The 16,896-nt window shown below is 40.9% G+C and carries 16 protein-coding genes; 11 read left to right on the top strand and 5 right to left on the bottom strand.

All coding sequences use genetic code 11. The features are described 5' to 3' along the window. Positions 1 to 57 precede the first annotated feature (57 nt). The gene (locus tag MSMAS_RS16600; protein WP_011033495.1) at positions 58 to 1,977 is read right to left on the bottom strand and encodes a sodium:solute symporter family protein; all 1,920 of its coding nucleotides are present in this window, start codon (positions 1,975 to 1,977) and stop codon (positions 58 to 60) included. Between the two features lie 798 nt (positions 1,978 to 2,775). On the opposite strand from MSMAS_RS16600, the gene MSMAS_RS18440 reads away from it, so the two are divergent. Together MSMAS_RS18440 and MSMAS_RS16595 are read left to right on the top strand one after the other, a co-directional pair. Then, positions 2,776 to 2,898 (top strand): TOBE domain-containing protein, encoded by a 123-nt coding sequence (locus tag MSMAS_RS18440; RefSeq protein ID WP_080503040.1) that lies wholly within the window; start codon positions 2,776 to 2,778, stop codon positions 2,896 to 2,898. A gap of 12 nt (positions 2,899 to 2,910) precedes the next feature. Next, positions 2,911 to 3,495: a TOBE domain-containing protein gene (locus MSMAS_RS16595; protein WP_048039318.1), complete on the top strand. Its 585-nt coding sequence runs from the start codon at positions 2,911 to 2,913 to the stop codon at positions 3,493 to 3,495. A 266-nt stretch (positions 3,496 to 3,761) separates the two neighbouring features. Here MSMAS_RS16595 and MSMAS_RS16590 read toward each other — a convergent pair whose 3' ends face one another. Genes MSMAS_RS16590 through MSMAS_RS16580 form a run of 3 tightly spaced genes read right to left on the bottom strand, consistent with a single transcriptional unit; the run spans position 3,762 to position 8,318 of the window. Further along, entirely contained in the window at positions 3,762 to 4,823 is a 1,062-nt protein-coding gene (locus MSMAS_RS16590) for a COG1361 S-layer family protein (RefSeq protein ID WP_048039319.1), read from the bottom strand. Then, positions 4,816 to 5,955 carry a COG1361 S-layer family protein gene (locus MSMAS_RS16585; RefSeq protein WP_011033498.1) on the bottom strand — a complete coding sequence of 380 codons (1,140 nt, stop codon included), beginning with the start codon at positions 5,953 to 5,955 and terminating at the stop codon, positions 4,816 to 4,818. The genes MSMAS_RS16590 and MSMAS_RS16585 overlap by 8 nt, the downstream gene beginning before the upstream one ends. After that, entirely contained in the window at positions 5,952 to 8,318 is a 2,367-nt protein-coding gene (locus MSMAS_RS16580; protein ID WP_080942096.1) for an efflux RND transporter permease subunit, read from the bottom strand. The genes MSMAS_RS16585 and MSMAS_RS16580 overlap by 4 nt, the downstream gene beginning before the upstream one ends. Positions 8,319 to 8,520: 202 nt before the next feature. Here MSMAS_RS16580 and MSMAS_RS16575 point away from each other — a divergent pair, with 202 nt between their 5' ends. The 3 genes from MSMAS_RS16575 (at position 8,521) to MSMAS_RS16565 (ending at position 10,474) form a co-directional block, all read left to right on the top strand. Then, a complete protein-coding gene (locus tag MSMAS_RS16575; RefSeq protein WP_011033500.1) occupies positions 8,521 to 9,300 on the top strand; it encodes a TrmB family transcriptional regulator in 780 nt (259 codons plus the stop codon). Between the two features lie 124 nt (positions 9,301 to 9,424). Next, positions 9,425 to 10,129, top strand: a complete 705-nt coding sequence (locus MSMAS_RS16570) for an MBL fold metallo-hydrolase (protein ID WP_048036433.1) — start codon at positions 9,425 to 9,427, stop codon at positions 10,127 to 10,129. A gap of 21 nt (positions 10,130 to 10,150) precedes the next feature. Continuing rightward, positions 10,151 to 10,474 (top strand): ribonuclease P protein component 4, encoded by a 324-nt coding sequence (locus MSMAS_RS16565; protein WP_048036437.1) that lies wholly within the window; start codon positions 10,151 to 10,153, stop codon positions 10,472 to 10,474. 183 nt (positions 10,475 to 10,657) lie between these two features. Here the strand turns inward: MSMAS_RS16565 and MSMAS_RS16560 are convergent, their stop codons facing one another. Continuing rightward, a complete protein-coding gene (locus MSMAS_RS16560; RefSeq protein WP_011033503.1) occupies positions 10,658 to 10,963 on the bottom strand; it encodes a signal recognition particle protein Srp19 in 306 nt (101 codons plus the stop codon). A gap of 315 nt (positions 10,964 to 11,278) precedes the next feature. On the opposite strand from MSMAS_RS16560, the gene MSMAS_RS16555 reads away from it, so the two are divergent. From MSMAS_RS16555 to MSMAS_RS16530, 6 genes are all read left to right on the top strand, one after another. Further along, entirely contained in the window at positions 11,279 to 11,536 is a 258-nt protein-coding gene (locus tag MSMAS_RS16555) for a hypothetical protein (protein WP_011033504.1), read from the top strand. Positions 11,537 to 11,785: 249 nt separating this feature from the next. Further along, complete coding sequence (locus MSMAS_RS16550) at positions 11,786 to 12,646, top strand: DUF5803 family protein (RefSeq protein WP_226987744.1); 861 nt, start codon at positions 11,786 to 11,788, stop codon at positions 12,644 to 12,646. 201 nt (positions 12,647 to 12,847) lie between these two features. Then, entirely contained in the window at positions 12,848 to 13,534 is a 687-nt protein-coding gene (locus MSMAS_RS16545; RefSeq protein WP_011033506.1) for a type IV pilin N-terminal domain-containing protein, read from the top strand. A 315-nt stretch (positions 13,535 to 13,849) separates the two neighbouring features. Further along, complete coding sequence (locus MSMAS_RS16540) at positions 13,850 to 14,776, top strand: substrate-binding domain-containing protein (RefSeq protein ID WP_052273694.1); 927 nt, start codon at positions 13,850 to 13,852, stop codon at positions 14,774 to 14,776. A gap of 100 nt (positions 14,777 to 14,876) precedes the next feature. Beyond that, positions 14,877 to 15,566 (top strand): ABC transporter permease, encoded by a 690-nt coding sequence (locus tag MSMAS_RS16535; RefSeq protein WP_011033508.1) that lies wholly within the window; start codon positions 14,877 to 14,879, stop codon positions 15,564 to 15,566. A 28-nt stretch (positions 15,567 to 15,594) separates the two neighbouring features. Beyond that, a complete protein-coding gene (locus tag MSMAS_RS16530; protein WP_011033509.1) occupies positions 15,595 to 16,656 on the top strand; it encodes an ABC transporter ATP-binding protein in 1,062 nt (353 codons plus the stop codon). The last annotated feature ends 240 nt before the right edge of the window (positions 16,657 to 16,896 follow it).

The following is a 16,896-nucleotide window of genomic DNA, read 5'->3' as shown; positions in this document are numbered from 1 at the left end:
AAAGAAATTAAGGCAGGGTTCTGTAAGGAACCCCGGTCTTAAGTATTCAAATTTAAGTCAGTAAAAATCCAGTTTAACTCCTTTCTGGTCAAGCACTTTCTTCAGCTCTTCATAGGCTGTAAAAAGCTCTTTTCTCTGCCTTCCTACGGTTTCTATTTTTGGTTCGGCTTTGAGCCAGATGTCCTGTTCTCCGCTTCCTCTGGTAACAGCCACGCAGGCGAGCATGTCTCCGTGGGTCAACCTGTATACGGAGTCAAGCCCCGTAGGAGTAACCCATGCAGGAGAACTGCTTTTCAGCTTTTCTACAAGCTCGTGCCAGCTGAGGGTTCCTGAAGTCCTGAGGTTAAGCTGAAGGTGAGTACGCTCCCCTGCAACTTTCTCATTAACGTTTTTGAGGAATGCGCTGTACGATGGATCTGCTTCGTTGATCTCACCTGTCTCATAGCGGGCAAGCTCTTCTGCTTCTTCTTCGAAAAAGGGTGCAAGGTTAACCCTGCTTGAGGGTTTTGTCATCAGGGAAACCCCAAAGAATGCAATTGCACTCAGGCTCATTCCCACAATAACACCGTGGCTCATCAGAACGGGATGGATGGTCTCAAGGTAGCTTGGAGCCAGGGGAGGGGTTTTTACAAGGTCCAGAACTACAAGGGCTACCTGGACAATAAATCCGATTACCATCCCTGCAAAAGCTCCTTCTTTTGTCGCTCTTTTCCAGTAGAGCCCTCCCATAAGAGGAAAGAAGTAAGAAGCGCTTGCAATAAAGGTAGCAATATGAATTGCATCTATAATGTTGGGGATAATAAATGAGCCAGCTGTTGCTGCAAGTACGATAATTAGCACACTCACCCTGTTTACAATGAGCATCTCCTTCATTGTAGCATCGGGCTTTATGTACCTTTGATAAATGTCCCTTGAAATGCAGGAAGCTCCAGATGTTGCAAAGGTGTCAGCGCAGGACATGGAAGCTGCTGCAAGCCCTATTGCACTTATAGCTACAATCAGGGGAGCAGAAGCAAAACGCTCACTGACAAAAGCAAGAAGTGCAGGCTCTGCCTGTGCCATGCCTGCAGGGAAGCCCATTTGCGGGATTTCCGGGTATATGGAACTGAGAGCTATTGCTATTACAGCACATGCCGAGAAAACTATGGTGATCATAAGAGACCCTATGATCATCCCTGTACGGGCGGATTTTGCATCTCTTGCAGCCCATACCTTCTGCCAGGGGTCCTGTTCTGTAATCCATCCCGGAATAATGGCAAGGCAGAAGATCAGAACCATGGGGAGGCCGATTGACAAGGGGTTCCACCATACATCGGGAAGGCTCCCGAAGAGTTCAGAGCTGCTTATTGCAGGAGTATTAAGACCTCCATCTGCCACTGTCCCTACTGCAGCAAAAGCCATTGCTATTGTAAAAAGAGAGAGGAACGAGAACTGGATGACATCTGTCCAGACTACTGCCGAAAGGCCGCCGAGGGTTACGTAAAGGGATACTGCAATTGCAACAATAGCCGCAGCATAGAGCGGATCAAGCCCGTAAAATACCTGAAGCACGAGGGAGAGACCTGTAACATCTGCTACTGCAAAAAGAATCATCACTACGGTAATGATCAGAGCAACAGGCCACCGGACTGAGCTCCCATAACGCTGTTCCAGAAGTTCAGGCTGTGTAATTGCAGGCAGGTTTTTGATCTTGCCCACAAGTACAGCGATGACAAGGAGGGCGACAATATTTGGAGCTACAAAAGCCCATATGGAGCCCATTCCCTGCAGTATGAAATACCCGATAACCGCAAGAATTCCTCCAGCTGTAAGCCATGATGCTGCAGCTGAAAATCCAAGTGCTCCGGGACCTACTTTTCGTCCTGCAAGCCAGAAGTCGGTAATAGATTTCTGTTTTTTATTGAAGTACCAGCCAACAGTCACAAGTCCGATTATATAGACTGCAAGCAAAGCCAAAAAGATATTATAACCATCCATAAGGACACCTTTAAAAGAATCATAATGTGTATGAGTAGTATCTGATTATAGAAATTTTTCCGAAATTAATACAATTATTCAGGAGTACTTAGTTTTTATATATTCTCATATTATTAAATTTGGATGAGTAAATTTTACTTTAATTCTACTATTTATTTATTCCGAGATGCTTTGCGCACTTTATTTTGCAAATAATTCAAGTTAACTTGCATTAATTCGCTGTAATTTCCGAATTTTCGGTCCTGGCTCATTAACAGATTTATTGATTTTTTAAATTTCATTTTTTATTGCTGATTTTTTTATTGCTGATTTTTTTATTGCTGATTTTTTAAATTTCATTTTTTATTGCTGATTTTTTTATTGCTGATTTATTCCCTATAATATCGATTTCTTGCATGGAAGTACCATTACAATTTCAAGCTCCCTCCTTTTACCTTTTATTTTCCTTTTCACAGGAAAAAGCAAAAATTTTACTCAAAAAGTTTATATCTGTTATATCAAAGACCACATGTCTATATAAACTCAAATCTGTTTGATGGAAAGAAGCAACGAACCTGCCTCCAGAAAAGTATGATCTTGCTTTTGTTTACCAGAATTCGGTATATATTTTGTGTATAGAAACAGGAGAAACAGTAGTTGATGGTTCTGGCAAGGTAGATGCAGGAGATACGGTATTTGCTTTCCTGAGACCGGAAAACATAGCTTTAAGTAAAACTTCCGCACAATCCAGCATCAGAAACTCTTGCAGGGCAGGGTTACGGAAGTCTTGATACCTGGAGCTCTTGTCCCGGGTAAAGGTTGAACTGCGGAATCACCCTGAATGCCCTTATAACCTGGAAATCGGCAGAAAAAATGGATATTTCTCCGGATGCCCGGGTTTATGCCCGGTTCAGGGCAAATTCTGTTCATGTACTCCGCTAAAAGGTGAGGTCTGTGAAAGCGAAAACAAAGCTCTGGTTTACCGAAGATGGAAGGACAGTAATGGGGGCTGGCAGAGCCGAATTGTTGAAAACAATTGACGAAGAACGCTCCCTCCGTAAAGCCTGTCAGAAACTTGGAATTTCCTATAAACATGCCTGGATGATGCTTAAAAAAATGAATGATGCTCTTGGCGAGCCTGCGGTAGTTACTGTACGTGGGGGAAAAGACCAGGGAACTTTTCTGACTGATCTTGGAAGAAAACTGCTTGTTGAGTACGAAACAAATAAAAAGCTGATTAATGAAGCTGTAGGGGACGAAACCTCATGGGAAAATGTAGGCTTCAAGCTTTCAGCCCGAAATAAGCTTCCCGGAAAAGTAGTTGAAGTCGAGAAAAATGGGCTTGTCTCCAAGCTCACAATTGAGATTGAACCTTCAGTCCTTACCTCAGTGGTTACGGAGGAGGCAGTCGAAAAACTGGACATAAAGCCAGGAGACCGGATTTATGCGGTCATAAAATCCACAGAAGTAATGGTCGCAAAAGCCATCGGTGAAAAAGAGCCTGTAAATTCTGGCTCAAAAAGGTCTGATACAGACTGAACTCTTTTTTTTAGGGGCATTTTAAGATCTTTATTAATTTTAAGGTCTTTATTAATTTTGAGAACTTTATTAATTTTGAGAACTTTATTAATTTTGAGAACTTTATTAATTTTGAGAACTTTATTAATTTTGAGAACTTTATTAATCAGGATTCGAAAAAAAGATGAGTGCCTGTAAGAATATTATTTACAGGCACTTTTTGTTTCTTTTTGTTTTATTCTTTTAACTTCCTGTTTTCAGGGTCAGCTTATTTTCCAGGTTTCAGGTTATTTTTGCTGCTGTTTTTTCCTGAAAATCACAAAGAAGGCTGCCAGAGCCATGAAAGCAATTCCGGCTCCAAACTGGTACCCTGGAAGCCTTTTTTGAGCAGGCAGAACTTCAACATTAACCTTTACACTGTCAGAGATCTGGTCATGCCCGTTTACATCCTCATAGAGGATCTCGCTGTTCAGGGAATACAGTTTGGCTGTTGCATCCTCATCCACGTCTATATCAAAAATGGCAACAGCGGTCTTTCCCGGGCCCAGGGTTCCAAGATAAGCCTGGTCGTCGGTTGTACTGAAGGGGTCACTTGCACTGAGCCTTACGGTTGCATCCTTTGCAGGCTTTTCTCCCGTGTTCTTGTATGTTACATAAAGCATCCCGCCTTGATCAGGATAAAGCTCACCTGTTACATTCGTAACCTCAAAGTAGGGTTCTTCCTTGACCTTTATCTCTATAGTCTGGGTCTGGGTCTGATTTTCATACCAGATGCCTACCTCTTTGTTCCTGACAAGGCCGATGTTGTTGTCAAAGTCGTCTCCGCTCAACTGCACATTATGCTGGTACATGTATGACAGGTCAAGGGTCAGGGGATACGTTCCTGCAGGAGTATTCTTGTTTATCTCAACAGTGAATTTTGTCGGGCTTGAACTCTGTTTACCCTGTTTGAGGGTGCCTGCTTCCTGAGGCCCGGATTTAACTTTTACATACTCGTTATCAGATTTGAGGGTTGCAAGGATGCCTACTGCTGTTGTAGCCTGCGCTTCATACTGCATTTCAGCCTGCTGAAGCATTATGTCAACATACTCCCCAAAGTCTGCATCTTTTTCTGACTTAAATCCGGTGATGGCGCCTTTATTCATCATATTTATGTTAAGGGTTACAGTATCTCCCCTTGAATATTCGTTGTCTCCAACAAGTGTGGCGTTAATATCGGGTCCTCCGTAAACAGTGTAGTAGTTCTCACTGATATCGAAGTTTTTAGGGAAAGCTGCCTGTGCTGGCAGGGCAGCAGAGCAAAGGATTAGAAGAGCTGTGATAGTAGCAAAAAATCCATTTTTATTCATTCTCATCACCTGGCGCGGTTTCATCATTATTCCTGTTTCTTTTCCTGTACATATTTACGATCTGGTAAAGGGCGATAAGGATAATCAGTATGATTGCTATGCCTGTTATGCTGATTTTTTTCTCAGTCGCTTCAAGAGGCACATGCACTTTCAGGTTATTTGAAAAGGAGGTTTCACCATCCTTGTCAACATACTTTATCTCGCTGTCAATTCCATAATTCTTTACAGTAGCTTCCCTGGCCGAAGCAATCTCGAAGCTGGCAGTCCTGCTTTCCCCCGGCCCTATGTCTCCGAGTCTCACCATGGACTTCTGTGTGCTGAGTGGAGTCATTACGATTATTCGGGCAGTGGCATCCTGTGCAACCTCTTCTCTTGTGTTCATATAGGTAACATTGATGACTCTGCTTTCTCCCTGTTTCAGGTTTCCTGAAACCTCTGTCACTTCAAACTTCGGCTCACTTTTTATGGAAATCGGTATCCTGAGAGTCTCTTCTTTTGTATCGTAATCTATCGTATATTCCATATCCGTAAGTCCCAGGTTTATAATTTCCCCGGTTGCGGTCCGGACATTTGCCTGATAATCATAACTTACGGGCAGCAGGAGTTCATAATTTCCAGCAGGGGTATCACTGTCGATTTTTATAGTGTACTGGATATTTGCTGTATATCCCGTCTCAAGCTCTTCCACATTCTGGATATTGCTTGCGGACTTTACTTCAATGTATTCAGTTCCGGAAACAAGGACTGCATTGATGTTTTTCGCTGTTGTACATTCTTTTTCTTCTTCCATTTCAGCCTTCGCAAGCATCTCCTCATTGGCATCGCTTATTCCGGCCTGATTAACGTTTAATCTCTTAAATCCGTCTATTACTCCTTTATTCGCAATTTTTATTTGCAGGTTTGCAGTCTCTCCCCTGCTGAACTCTGGATTTCCTGTTACTGATGCCTTCAGAACAGGTTCCCCGTAACTCCTGTAATAGTCCACTGTATATCCATAATCCGGGACAATAAAGTCTGTCTCATCGTCTCCAAGGGCTGGGAATGCAGTGATTGAAATTATTAACAGGACTAATGTAAATCTCGAAGCTTTCTTCATTATTTCTTGTCTGGTTTTTCCGGGTGCTTGTATCATACATCTGCCCCCTGAATTTGTTTTTTTGCCTCTTTCTCTGCCGTGGCTCCTCTCCTCTTTTCTCTCCAGGTATCAAGGACCACTATAAGCGGTGGGAAAACTACAAAAGTTGCCAGGAGAGCCATCAGGACATCCACAACCGTAACTATTCCGAAATTGCTGATCATAGGGAAGGGGGAAACGACCAGTGCCAGGAATCCAAATACAGTGGTCGCTCCTGAAGCAATGATTGCAGTTCCTATTTTGGCACTGGTCATATGGATAGCTTCCATAGGAGTTGCACCTGCATCTTTTTCCTCAAAGTAACGCTCCATCATAAGGATCGCATACTCAGACCCTACTCCCAGAATCAGAGCTCCAAGAGTTGCTGTCATGGGAGTGTATTCGATATCAAGGTAATACATAACTCCTCCTGACCAGCCTATTACTATGAACATGGGGATGATAGGGACTACCGCTTTCAGCCAGTCTCTGTAAACAACGAAAAGCCCTGCAAGCACAAGAATAAGCCCCAGGAAAGTCATTGCTACTCTACCACTGGTAAGAGCTGTAATAACTTCTATAAATACAACATTGTTCCCGGTAATAGTGACAGATGTACCCGGAGGGGCTGGCATCCATTGCATATCCTGTTTAACAATGTCAGTTAGTTCCTGAATACCTGTTACTTTAATGTCCGCAACCGCATTTCCTATATTGAAATTAAGGAGAAGCATATTTTTCCCGTACATGTAACGGTCTTTCTGAGATTCCGGGATCTCAGCATAAATAGCTTCTATTTCCTGGCTTGTATCCGGGATCGTGCCTCCGTTCCTTTCCTTCACCAGGGGTACAATGCTAGAAGCGCTGTAAATGTGCTTTCTTCCTTCAACTTCATGCTCGGAAAACCGATCTATCCACTTCAGAACATCCGGATTCGCTGTATCTTTAACCTTGATAATAAGGTTCAGTTCATCTGTCCCGCCCATGATGTCTCCCATATGCGCGAGGTCCACAAGAGCAGGCATATCCTGGGGAACGAATGTTTGCACGTCAGTCTCAATTGGTACTGACTGATCCACATAAAGCCCGCCTAAACAGAGCAGGCTTGCAATTCCCAGTACAATAATATCGTATCTGATTGTCAGGTCGGTAGTTTTCTGGAGCAATTTCTCTGTTATATGCCCCTCTCCTCTCTTTTTTTCCGACTTTTTCTTTTTATCCAGACCTGCCGGTTTTATCTTTCTGGCAATTTTCTTTAGAGGATTTTTGTCCGAATACTTATCAAATAGTGAAATTGTTGTAATTCCCACGAATATGGAGGAGAGATAACACATTATAATGCCTATCAGGAGCAGTTTTCCAAAGTCCTGGATCATAGGCACTGAAGATGTAAAGAGAGATACAAAGCCAAGCGCTGTCATTCCCAGAGCTATTAAAACTGCAGGTCCAGTATTCTTTATGGTTTCTACAACTGCCCTTTCCTTGCTCTCGCTTTTGTGCAGTTCTTCTTCAAGCCTGTTATGGAACTGGATAGCATAGTCTATCCCCACGCCTATGAGGATCGGGAACGCAGCCATTGAGACCATGGAAAGGGAAATTCCGATATAGCCCATAGCTCCAAAGGTGTAAATAATTCCGAGAAGGACTACCGGTAGAGGGAGAAGGCCCCATCGGACGTGTTTGAACACGAAAAATAATATGATAACCATGAAAAGACCGGAAAGTCCCAGAAGCACACCCATGCTGGAATTCATTTCGTAGTTCATGGAGACCATGAAGGCCGGGTCACCTGTGACGATGATGTTGTAAGAAGGTGGAAATTCTGCAAATGAAACCGAATCTTCAGTGGCATAAAGGATATCTTCCTGTGCAGCGTCACTGGTTGAGCCGGCCATTACTACTGAAATCAGAATGTGAGTATTATCAGGGACAATCTGTCCGAAAATTTCAGGGTTTCCATCTATAATAGCTTCAATCTCTTTATCGGTATCTGGAATCACGTATCTTCCTGTCATCTGGTAATTAACCATTTTGATCAGGGAGGCAGGGCTTGTGGTTTCTATTACACCCTCAGTGCCCTGGAGCTGGTGTTCCATTCTGTCCACGGCTTTCATCAGGTCAGCGTTTTTCACCTCATTGCCCTCTACCATTACCACAATTGATTGAGTCTGAAATATTTTTTGATAAAGGTGATCGTAGTCCTGATAGAGAGGGGAGTCTTTCCCTACAAATGTCTCTGTTCCTGAAGCCATCTCTATATTTTGTGCGCCCTGTGTTGCTATGACTATGAACAGAAAGGCTACCAGAAGTATGGAAAAACGGTTATTCTGAATAAAAAATCCCAGTTTTTCAAAAGTATTTTTAATAGTAAATCCTCTCATAATTTTTAGTATCCATACAATTTAGGGGCCTTGTTGCATTTATCTGACCTGCCTGTCTTTATTCAGGCTGGAGATCTGCCATTCAAGGCTTATTCACACAAACTTCTCTTTTCCGACTGTATGAATAGTTCTTTAATGTCTAGGCTCTGTGAGTATTATGTTTAGAAAAGATTTAAATCTATTGTTACTTTAGGGGTAACAGATGTTTTTACAGCACAATAATCAATTAATTTGCAATCTGGAGAAGATGGGGCTAACTGAAAACGAGGCAAAAGCCTATGTAGGGCTTGTCAGTCTTGGAGAGGCTACGGCACGAGAAGTTCATGAACTTACAAACGTGCCGAGAGCCAAGATATATGAAGTCCTTAAAGTACTCGCAAAAAGGGGTTATCTGGAAGTCCGACAGGGCTCTCCGACTTACTTCCGTGCAGTTGATCCCAAGCAGGTAATAGGCAAGATAAAAGACGAATTCATTAACTGCGCAATCGAAACTCTTGACCAGCTCAATGAACTCAGTTATGAGCTTCCCAGGACATCTCCTGTCTGGTGCATCCAGAGCGAATGGGGGATTAAAAACAGGATCCGTGAAATTCTCAATGGGGTAAAAGAAGAGCTGATTGTCTTCTCATCCAGCCCCAGGTTCTTTCAGGAATTTGAAGCTGAACTGAAAAAACTGGAAAAAACCTGCCAGTTAACCTTTATTATAAGTGAACCTGAAAAGTTTGAATCGTTTCCATTTGAGTTCCGGGAAACCACTAAAGAATTTCGCGAGTTCCTGAACAATATCGTAATTGATGGAATCAGGTATGACGAAGAATTTTTTATGATAGCTGACGGAAAGGAATCAATAGGGGTGCACAGCGCAGGAGACAAAAGAGAAGCGGTTGTAATCAAACTGCCAGTTGTTTGTTACCTGCAAAAGATGATTTATGATAGGGTTCTCGAGCCAAGCTTCGTTAAAAAAAATCGTAAATCTGCTTGATAAACTTTTTCAGGCCTGTATTTATAAAGTCCCAATCTTCGGGTAATATTAATATGATTTAATAATAAAGTTCCCTTACAGGTTTATATTTATAAATCCAGAAAATAAATCTCGGCAGGTGTATATGGTGAATAGTGTGAAAATCAAGGATATCAGCATTCAATGGTTAGGGCATGCCGGTTTTTTGCTTGAAGGGGAAGGCAAAAAAATCTATATTGATCCTTTTAGGATTGCTCAGGAGCCTGCTTTTGATGACAGGGCAGATATTCTCCTTATCACTCATGAACACTATGATCACTGCAGCCCTGATGATATCAGGAAGGTCAGGAAATCTGACACTACTACCCTTATCCCTGAAAATTGTTCTCTTGAATTCAAGGGAGATGCAAGGAGGGTTGCTGAAGGGGATATTCTGGCTGATGGGCTTGAGATCAAAGGGACCCGTATTGAAGTGGTCCCTGCTTATAATATTGATAAGCCGTATCATCCCAGAGGGCTTGGAGTGGGGTATATCGTAGAACTTGAAGGGTTAAGGATTTATCACGCAGGAGATTCAGACTTTATTCCAGAGATAGAGGCTATCAATGCCGATATAGCTCTTCTGCCTATCGGGGGTACGTATACCATGAACGAGGAAGAAGCCGCGAATGCAGCAGCAGTTATATCTCCCGGTTTTACTATTCCCATGCATTATGGTTCAGAAGGAATTAACGGAGACCCCGAAAGGTTTAAAGCTCTTGTACACAGCAAGAACCCGGATATTAATGTGATTATTTTGATTCCTGATCAGTTTCCTTCGACGGATAGAACAGGACACCCATTTAAGTAAAATTTCAGGATAGATTTACCAATGCCCAGAGCAGCCAGGAAACAGCAAAAAAACCTTATTCAGAACATAGCCGTCCAGCGTATGTGGCGGCTTTTTGAGCGTGCAAAAGTTGAGCTTCCGGAAAACCCTGAGCGCAGCAGGCATTACGTGCAGCTCATACGAAACATTTCCATGAGGAACAGGATAAGCATTCCGAGAGAAATCAAAAGCAGGATCTGTAAACACTGCTATTCTTTTCTTACTCCCGGATATAATTCACGTTACAGATTGAATGAAGGGTTTGTTGTCATAACCTGTGAACATTGCGGAAAGGAAATGAGGTATCCTTATAAAAAATTAAAATAAAATCAGGGTTATGTTTCCCCCTTTCCAGGTTACAGGCAGTTTTAAGCTTCATTTGCAATTCAGGTAGCGATCCGGGTACTGTCTTCACAAACAGAATAACACTCATTAGCGATCAGGATAATGATCATCAGCGAGCAGATAATTACACTAATCCTGAAATATAAAATACTGTTTAAACTATTTTCATGTTTTTGCAGGGACTTCCTGTCCTCTCATTTTTTTGATTGCCAGGGCTATCTGTTTTGCAATAACGGACTTTGGGCCATTATCGTCTACAAGCACTCTTCCGCTAACTTCCCACCAGGATTTGGGATAGGCTTTTTCAGGCTCCACTTCCGGGTTCAGGCCAAGTTGTCTGGCAGCTTCTTTGATTTCGTTCAGGTGCGGTTCCTTTATGGAGTTTTTCCGTGAGATTATCCTGCCGCTGCTTCTGGATTTTGTCTGGTCGATATATGCCGGCCAGATTACAAGTTTTCCCTTATCTTTCATCATCATGCTATCTGCGTCCTAAATTGTTTTCATCAAATTTAAAACTGCCCGGAAGCTTCCATAATTTCCGGGTTATTTCTGAATATCTCCCGTCCCTGAGTTTTTATTATTTATGAGAGATTTACGAGAAAATTCTATTTTTTAATATTATACCTTTTTTTCTTTAATCTTGTAGCCTGTATTTTTTATTTTATATCCCGTATTCTTAATTTCATATCCCGTAATTTTTCAATCTTATAGCCTGTGATCATTTTTTTCAATCAATAACCTGTAATTATTTATCTTTCCCCGATAATTTCTCCACGGTGTATTACTATGGTTCCTGTGTTTTCAATTGATGAAAAAGTCACAGCTTACATCAGGAAGAGTGGGATGGACTTCAGGCTATCCACTTCCCCGAATGGTCCTGTACTTCTTCCTCTCGGAGAAATTTCTCCAAAGCCCTCTGATATGAAAATTCTTGTTGGCAGCAATATTCTTTACGTCTCAAAACTCCAGGCAAAGTATATCAAAAAAATTGATTGGCCTATGGTAGAAAGGTACTTGAGTTCTTCAGGAGAATCAAAAACCTGAATTTTTGTGAGAATGGGCCGGAAACGATAAATTCACTTTTGATTCCATAGATTATCCTTTCTGTTAAGGTCTTTACAGGTTATCTTTTTGTTCAGGTCTTTATAGATTATCCGCTTTGTTTATTAAGAAGAGGGAGCAATAAGGTAAAGATTGACCTGTTATGATCCTGCAGCTTGTTCTAAACCTTAATAAATTGCTGCCGGCTAAAAAGAGATCGCTTCGAGCTCAAGGGAGAATTCTTCCGTGAAAATGAATACAAAAAATATGTTTATACTCCTTGCCCTGATGGTGATCTTCATATCGGGCTGTGTTGACCAGAAAAAAGAGATCACTATTGATGAGCCTGGCAACATCTCCAGTTATGAATTTGATGTTTTTCTGGAAGAGTGGGATAACAACACTCCAGTAAATACCACCACATACTATATTCTGGAAAACAAAGTTGAAGTTCAGGCTGTCCATCTGGTTATAAATAGCAGCAAGCTTGAAATTTTCCCTCCGGATTCTCTTGGAGGAGGCTCTGAGAAGGAACCCATTAAAAACTTTGTACTGCTGGTAGAGCCTGCGAACGAAACAGTTGCGGGACCGGAAACCTTTTCGAGGCTTGCAAACAGCATCAACGTTACATACCTGAATTACACTCTCACGCAGGACGTTTCCAGGGGCATGAAGGTAGTAAATCTCGAATTTGAGGAAAACGTTACAGGTTTTATTGCATATACTCTTGATGCGCCCGGAACCCAGAGCTTTACCTTTATGAAACCTGATTCCGAGTTTATACGTGTGATTCTCCCTGAGGGCTATGTTACAGGCAACAGGGTTTTCGGGATAGCAAGACCTGCACCTTCCAGCACAGGCTTTGATGAGAAAGGAAGACATACTCTCCTGTGGGTTTATTCTGAAATGGGAGAACGTGAAGAAGCTATTCAGGTTAAATATTATACTGAATCCGCGCCCATGTATTTCTTTGCCGCAATCGTGGCTCTGCTTTTCGGGGTTGTGATGGTGCTTATGCGTTATTCCAGAAGCAGAAAGGAACTGGAGAGCGTCAGGGAAATCTTCGAACTCGAAAAAGAATACGAAAAGAAAGGACAGAGAAAAAAGAAATAACTTTAAGGTAAGGATTTCCTTTATTATTTCTTTTTATTATTTTTTATTACTTTTTATTATTTTTTATTATTTTTTATTATTTTTTATTATTTTTTATAATTTCTTTTTACAATTCTCTCTGCTATTTCTTTTTTTAATAATTCTTATTCTTTTTTAGTCAATTAAGTAATTATTTATTCAAGTTCTTCCTATTATCTACTGATGAAGGCGTGGGGAAATGTCCGATGTAAATTTCTTAATTCCTTTAAGGCTTCACCTGAAGGTCTCTCTCCTGTTATCGGCTCCCTTCTCCTTCTGCTGATTACATTTATACTCGTGGCTGCAATTGTTAGCAGTGTAGCCCTCTCTGGCAGTAGAATGAATCTCCAGCCTCCTGTTGTAAATATAGATCTTGAATCCTGTGAAGGAGGGCTTTATGGAGTTGGCCATTCAAGCCACTGGGTCACATTTAAAGAAAATCGGATTGTTCTTATGCATGAGGGAGGAGACTCCCTTTCACCAGACTCTATCTCTATAAAAATTTCCGGATATGGAAATTCTTTCCAGGGGAACATTTCTAATGGGACTGGAAAAAGAGCTGAAGGAAATTTAGAGGTTCTTTACATGGATCTGAGCCAGGAAAGAAAAAATCAAAAATACTACGTTGCCAATAATAATGCCACTCTTGAAGATGGCTCCTGGGATATCGGGGAGAGACTTATCCTCTGCGGACAGGACAGCCCAAAAAAGTCCGCTAAATCCAGTGTAGTAGTCAGTGTAAATGGGAACGGTAACACCTCTGACAATTACGGTTTCAAAGCAGGTACTGAAATAACCCTGAAAATTATTGACAGAAAAAGCAGGAATGTCATTTCTGAACAAAAAGCTACTGTCAAATTTGTAGATTGATTTGATACGAGAAACAGCATTGCTAATTAATGACATATGTGAAATGATATGGGTGAATGAAAATGCTAAATTCTTTCCGTTAATTGTCAACATTTTTCAAATATTGAACTAATCTGGGTTCTGTTTTTTAAGAACTTAACTGCTTATCAAAACTCTCAATTTTTGATTTTTCTCTAAGAATGTTTTTTGCATTTATCCCGCAGCATCTCTTTTTTACTTTTTTTGTAATATTTGTTAATAAATAACTTGAGGACCATATTCGTTATGTTCAAATACACATTTCTAACTAAAATATTATTTTATATGGAGAAGAGTATGAGAAAAGCATTTTTTATTTTGATGGTCCTGTTAAGCGTATTCCTTGCAACAGGATGCACAGATACCGAACAGCAGCCAGATACTACAACGATTACAGAACCGGACACTACAACAACTGCACAGTCAGAGACCTCAAAGTTGATAGTTTCTACCACGACCAGTCTGGAGGACACAGGGCTTCTGGAAGAAATAGAGGCAGCATTTGAGGATAAATATCCCGGAGTGGACGTACTGGTTATATCCGGAGGCACAGGAATAGCCATACAGTATGGTGAAAGAGGAGATGCTGATATTCTTCTTACTCATGACAAAAGTCGGGAAGAAGAATTTGTGAATAATGGATTCGGTACAAATCGTACGGAAATAGCATATAATTATTTCTGGATTGTAGGACCTGAAAATGATCCTGCAGGAATAAATGGTCTTAACGCTACGGAAGCATTTACCAGGATAATGGAAGAAGGCCAGAATGATTCTGATCAGGTTAAGTTTGCCTCTCGTGGGGATGATTCAGGTACACATGCACGGGAGAAAAAAATCTGGGAAAGTACTGGAGTAAGTTATGGCGAAATTAATAGTTCGGGTGAATGGTACATTGAAAGCGGCAGAGGCATGGGAGAAACCCTTTTGCTTTCCAATGAACAGAATGCTTATACTTTAACCGATTCCGGAACATTTCTTGCATATACGAACGAAGGAAGGATACAGATTGTACCAATAGTGACTGCAGGCGATGAACTGCTTAATGTTTATGCAGCTATGCCTGTGAATCCAGAAAAGCATCCAAATGTGAATTATGAAGGTGCGCAAAACTTTGTAGACTTCCTTGTTTCCTCTGAAGGGCAGGAAATAATCGGAAACTTTGGCAGGGAACAATACGGGGAGCCTCTCTTTACCCCAATATCCGAAGGTTTGCCATCCTGAGGATGGTTAACCTGCAATTTTTTTAGCCAGAGCAACTCAAAGAAACTGAGATAACTATAATATCACTAAATTACAGTGTGTATCAAGTTCAGGTGGTCGTTTGAATGAAATTATTCTGGCAATTTTTCAGGCAATAGAACTGATAGTAGAACTTGATCCAAAACTGATTCAAATAACGAAATTAAGCCTTTATATTTCGTTAACTGCAACACTGATAGGCTCATTAATATCGATTCCCATTGGTGGAATGATCTACTATTATGAATTTTGGGGAAAACGGACAATAATAAACCTGATCCAGACCCTTTACAGTGTTCCCACAGTTCTGGTGGGGCTTTTCCTTTTCCTGTTAATATCCCAGCAGGGTCCCTTCGGGTTTTTAAAACTCCTTTTTACTCCCACTGGAATGATTATAGGGCAGGTATTGCTAATACTGCCTCTTCTCATCGGGTTTACTATCACCGCCCTTGTTGGGGTCAGCACTCAAATAAAAGAACTGGCAATATCCCTTGGAGCCAGCACATACCAAACAATAATTACCATTATAAAAGAAGCCCGTTATGCTATAATGAGTGCTGTGATACTTGGTTTTGGAAGGGCTATATCAGAAGTAGGAGTCGCCATACTTATTGGAGGCAATATCAGAGGTTTTACGAGAACTTTTACCACAGCCATATCTCTTGAAACATCCAGAGGTAATCTGGTGCTTTCTATAGCATTGGGGTTTATACTTCTTTCTCTGTCTCTAATAATCAATTTCTTATTGAACTATTTGCAGGGCAAGGATTAATTCAAAAAAACTTAGTTCAGGTTTAACGATGCACATAGTGGAATTGGAAGAAATTTACAAAAATTACGGAAAACTTGAGGTTCTGAAGAATATTAACCTGCAAATAGAAAAGGGGACCAGCACTGCTCTTGTTGGACCGACCGGCTCTGGAAAAACTGTTATGCTCAGATTAATCGATTTACTGGAAAAACCGTCTTCTGGAACGGTGTATTTTGAAGGCGCTGATGCCAATGAATCCAATAATACCAGGCTGGAGGTAAGAAGGCAAATTGGAATGGTTTTTCAGAAACCTCTTGCTTTTAAGGCAAGCGTTTATGATAATATTGCTTATGGTTTGAAAATCAGGGGAAGAAAAGAGAATATGGACGGGAGAATCAAAGAACTCCTCGAAATGATTGGTCTTCCCGGTTACGAGAACAGAAACGCGCTTAAATTATCAGGTGGCGAAACCCAGAGGCTTGCACTTGCACGGGCAATGATTACGGAACCAAGGTTACTGTTACTTGATGAACCAACTGCAAATCTTGACCCTATCTCTAAAAAGAAACTTGAAGAACTGATCCTGAAAATTAACCGGGAATCCGAAACAACCATTATAATGACCACTCACGACCTTTTACAGGGCCAGAGGCTTGCAGAGAATATGGTCATACTTTATAATGGCCAGATCCTTCAATCTGGAACTCCTGATCAGATATTCAGAAAACCGAAGAATAGATTTGTGGCTGATTTTGTTGGTATTCAAAACCTGATGAGCGGTATAATTGAGGACAGTTCCAATGGTCTGGCAGCAATTAAAACAGATTCCATAACTGTATTTGCCGTAACGGAAAAAGAAGGTAAAGTCCATTTTGCTATAAGGCCTGATGAAATAACAATATCCAGGGAAAAGGTACAGACCAGTGCCAGAAATACGATTCAGGGTAAAGTTGATGAAATAATTGACACCGGGTCCCTTATAAAACTAACAGTAAACACCGGCGAATTATTCACTGTTTTTATAACACGCGAATCTCTTAATGAACTCAATATTTCTATAGGAACCAGTATCTGGTTATATTTTAAAGCATCTGCAGTTCATGTATTTTGACCCATGAAAAATTAATTTGTTTTTCAGGATAATTCTCCTCTTTTTACCATGAACCAAATAAATCGATCAGAGGTCTCAGGTTTCTTCCTTTCAAAAGGCAACTGTATTTATAAGCTATATGTTTTTATAAGCTATATATTTTTATAAACTATATGTTTTCAGAAAGGTATTTTCTTTATTTCGATATTGTCTTTTTTCAGGAAAAATGTCTTCTTAATCGATAATTTTATAAAACACTTG

It is taken from the genome of Methanosarcina mazei S-6 (assembly GCF_000970205.1).
GTDB classification, from domain to species: Archaea; Halobacteriota; Methanosarcinia; order Methanosarcinales; family Methanosarcinaceae; genus Methanosarcina; species Methanosarcina mazei.
The sequence above is the reverse complement of the archived record's forward strand: the minus strand, read 5'-3'. Positions and strand labels throughout refer to the sequence as shown.

Bases quoted from the DNA above. Each gene is read 5' to 3' on its own strand.
- MSMAS_RS16600 (WP_011033495.1), bottom strand. From the start codon at position 1,977: ATGGATGGTTATAATATCTTTTTGGCTTTGCTTGCAGTCTATATAATC.
- MSMAS_RS16590 (WP_048039319.1), bottom strand. From the start codon at position 4,823: ATGAATAAAAATGGATTTTTTGCTACTATCACAGCTCTTCTAATCCTT.
- MSMAS_RS16585 (WP_011033498.1), bottom strand. From the start codon at position 5,955: ATGATACAAGCACCCGGAAAAACCAGACAAGAAATAATGAAGAAAGCT.
- MSMAS_RS16580 (WP_080942096.1), bottom strand. From the start codon at position 8,318: ATGAGAGGATTTACTATTAAAAATACTTTTGAAAAACTGGGATTTTTT.
- MSMAS_RS16575 (WP_011033500.1), top strand. From the start codon at position 8,521: ATGTTTTTACAGCACAATAATCAATTAATTTGCAATCTGGAGAAGATG.
- MSMAS_RS16570 (WP_048036433.1), top strand. From the start codon at position 9,425: ATGGTGAATAGTGTGAAAATCAAGGATATCAGCATTCAATGGTTAGGG.
- MSMAS_RS16565 (WP_048036437.1), top strand. From the start codon at position 10,151: ATGCCCAGAGCAGCCAGGAAACAGCAAAAAAACCTTATTCAGAACATA.
- MSMAS_RS16560 (WP_011033503.1), bottom strand. From the start codon at position 10,963: ATGAAAGATAAGGGAAAACTTGTAATCTGGCCGGCATATATCGACCAG.
- MSMAS_RS16555 (WP_011033504.1), top strand. From the start codon at position 11,279: ATGGTTCCTGTGTTTTCAATTGATGAAAAAGTCACAGCTTACATCAGG.
- MSMAS_RS16550 (WP_226987744.1), top strand. From the start codon at position 11,786: ATGAATACAAAAAATATGTTTATACTCCTTGCCCTGATGGTGATCTTC.
- MSMAS_RS16545 (WP_011033506.1), top strand. From the start codon at position 12,848: ATGAAGGCGTGGGGAAATGTCCGATGTAAATTTCTTAATTCCTTTAAG.
- MSMAS_RS16540 (WP_052273694.1), top strand. From the start codon at position 13,850: ATGAGAAAAGCATTTTTTATTTTGATGGTCCTGTTAAGCGTATTCCTT.
- MSMAS_RS16530 (WP_011033509.1), top strand. From the start codon at position 15,595: ATGCACATAGTGGAATTGGAAGAAATTTACAAAAATTACGGAAAACTT.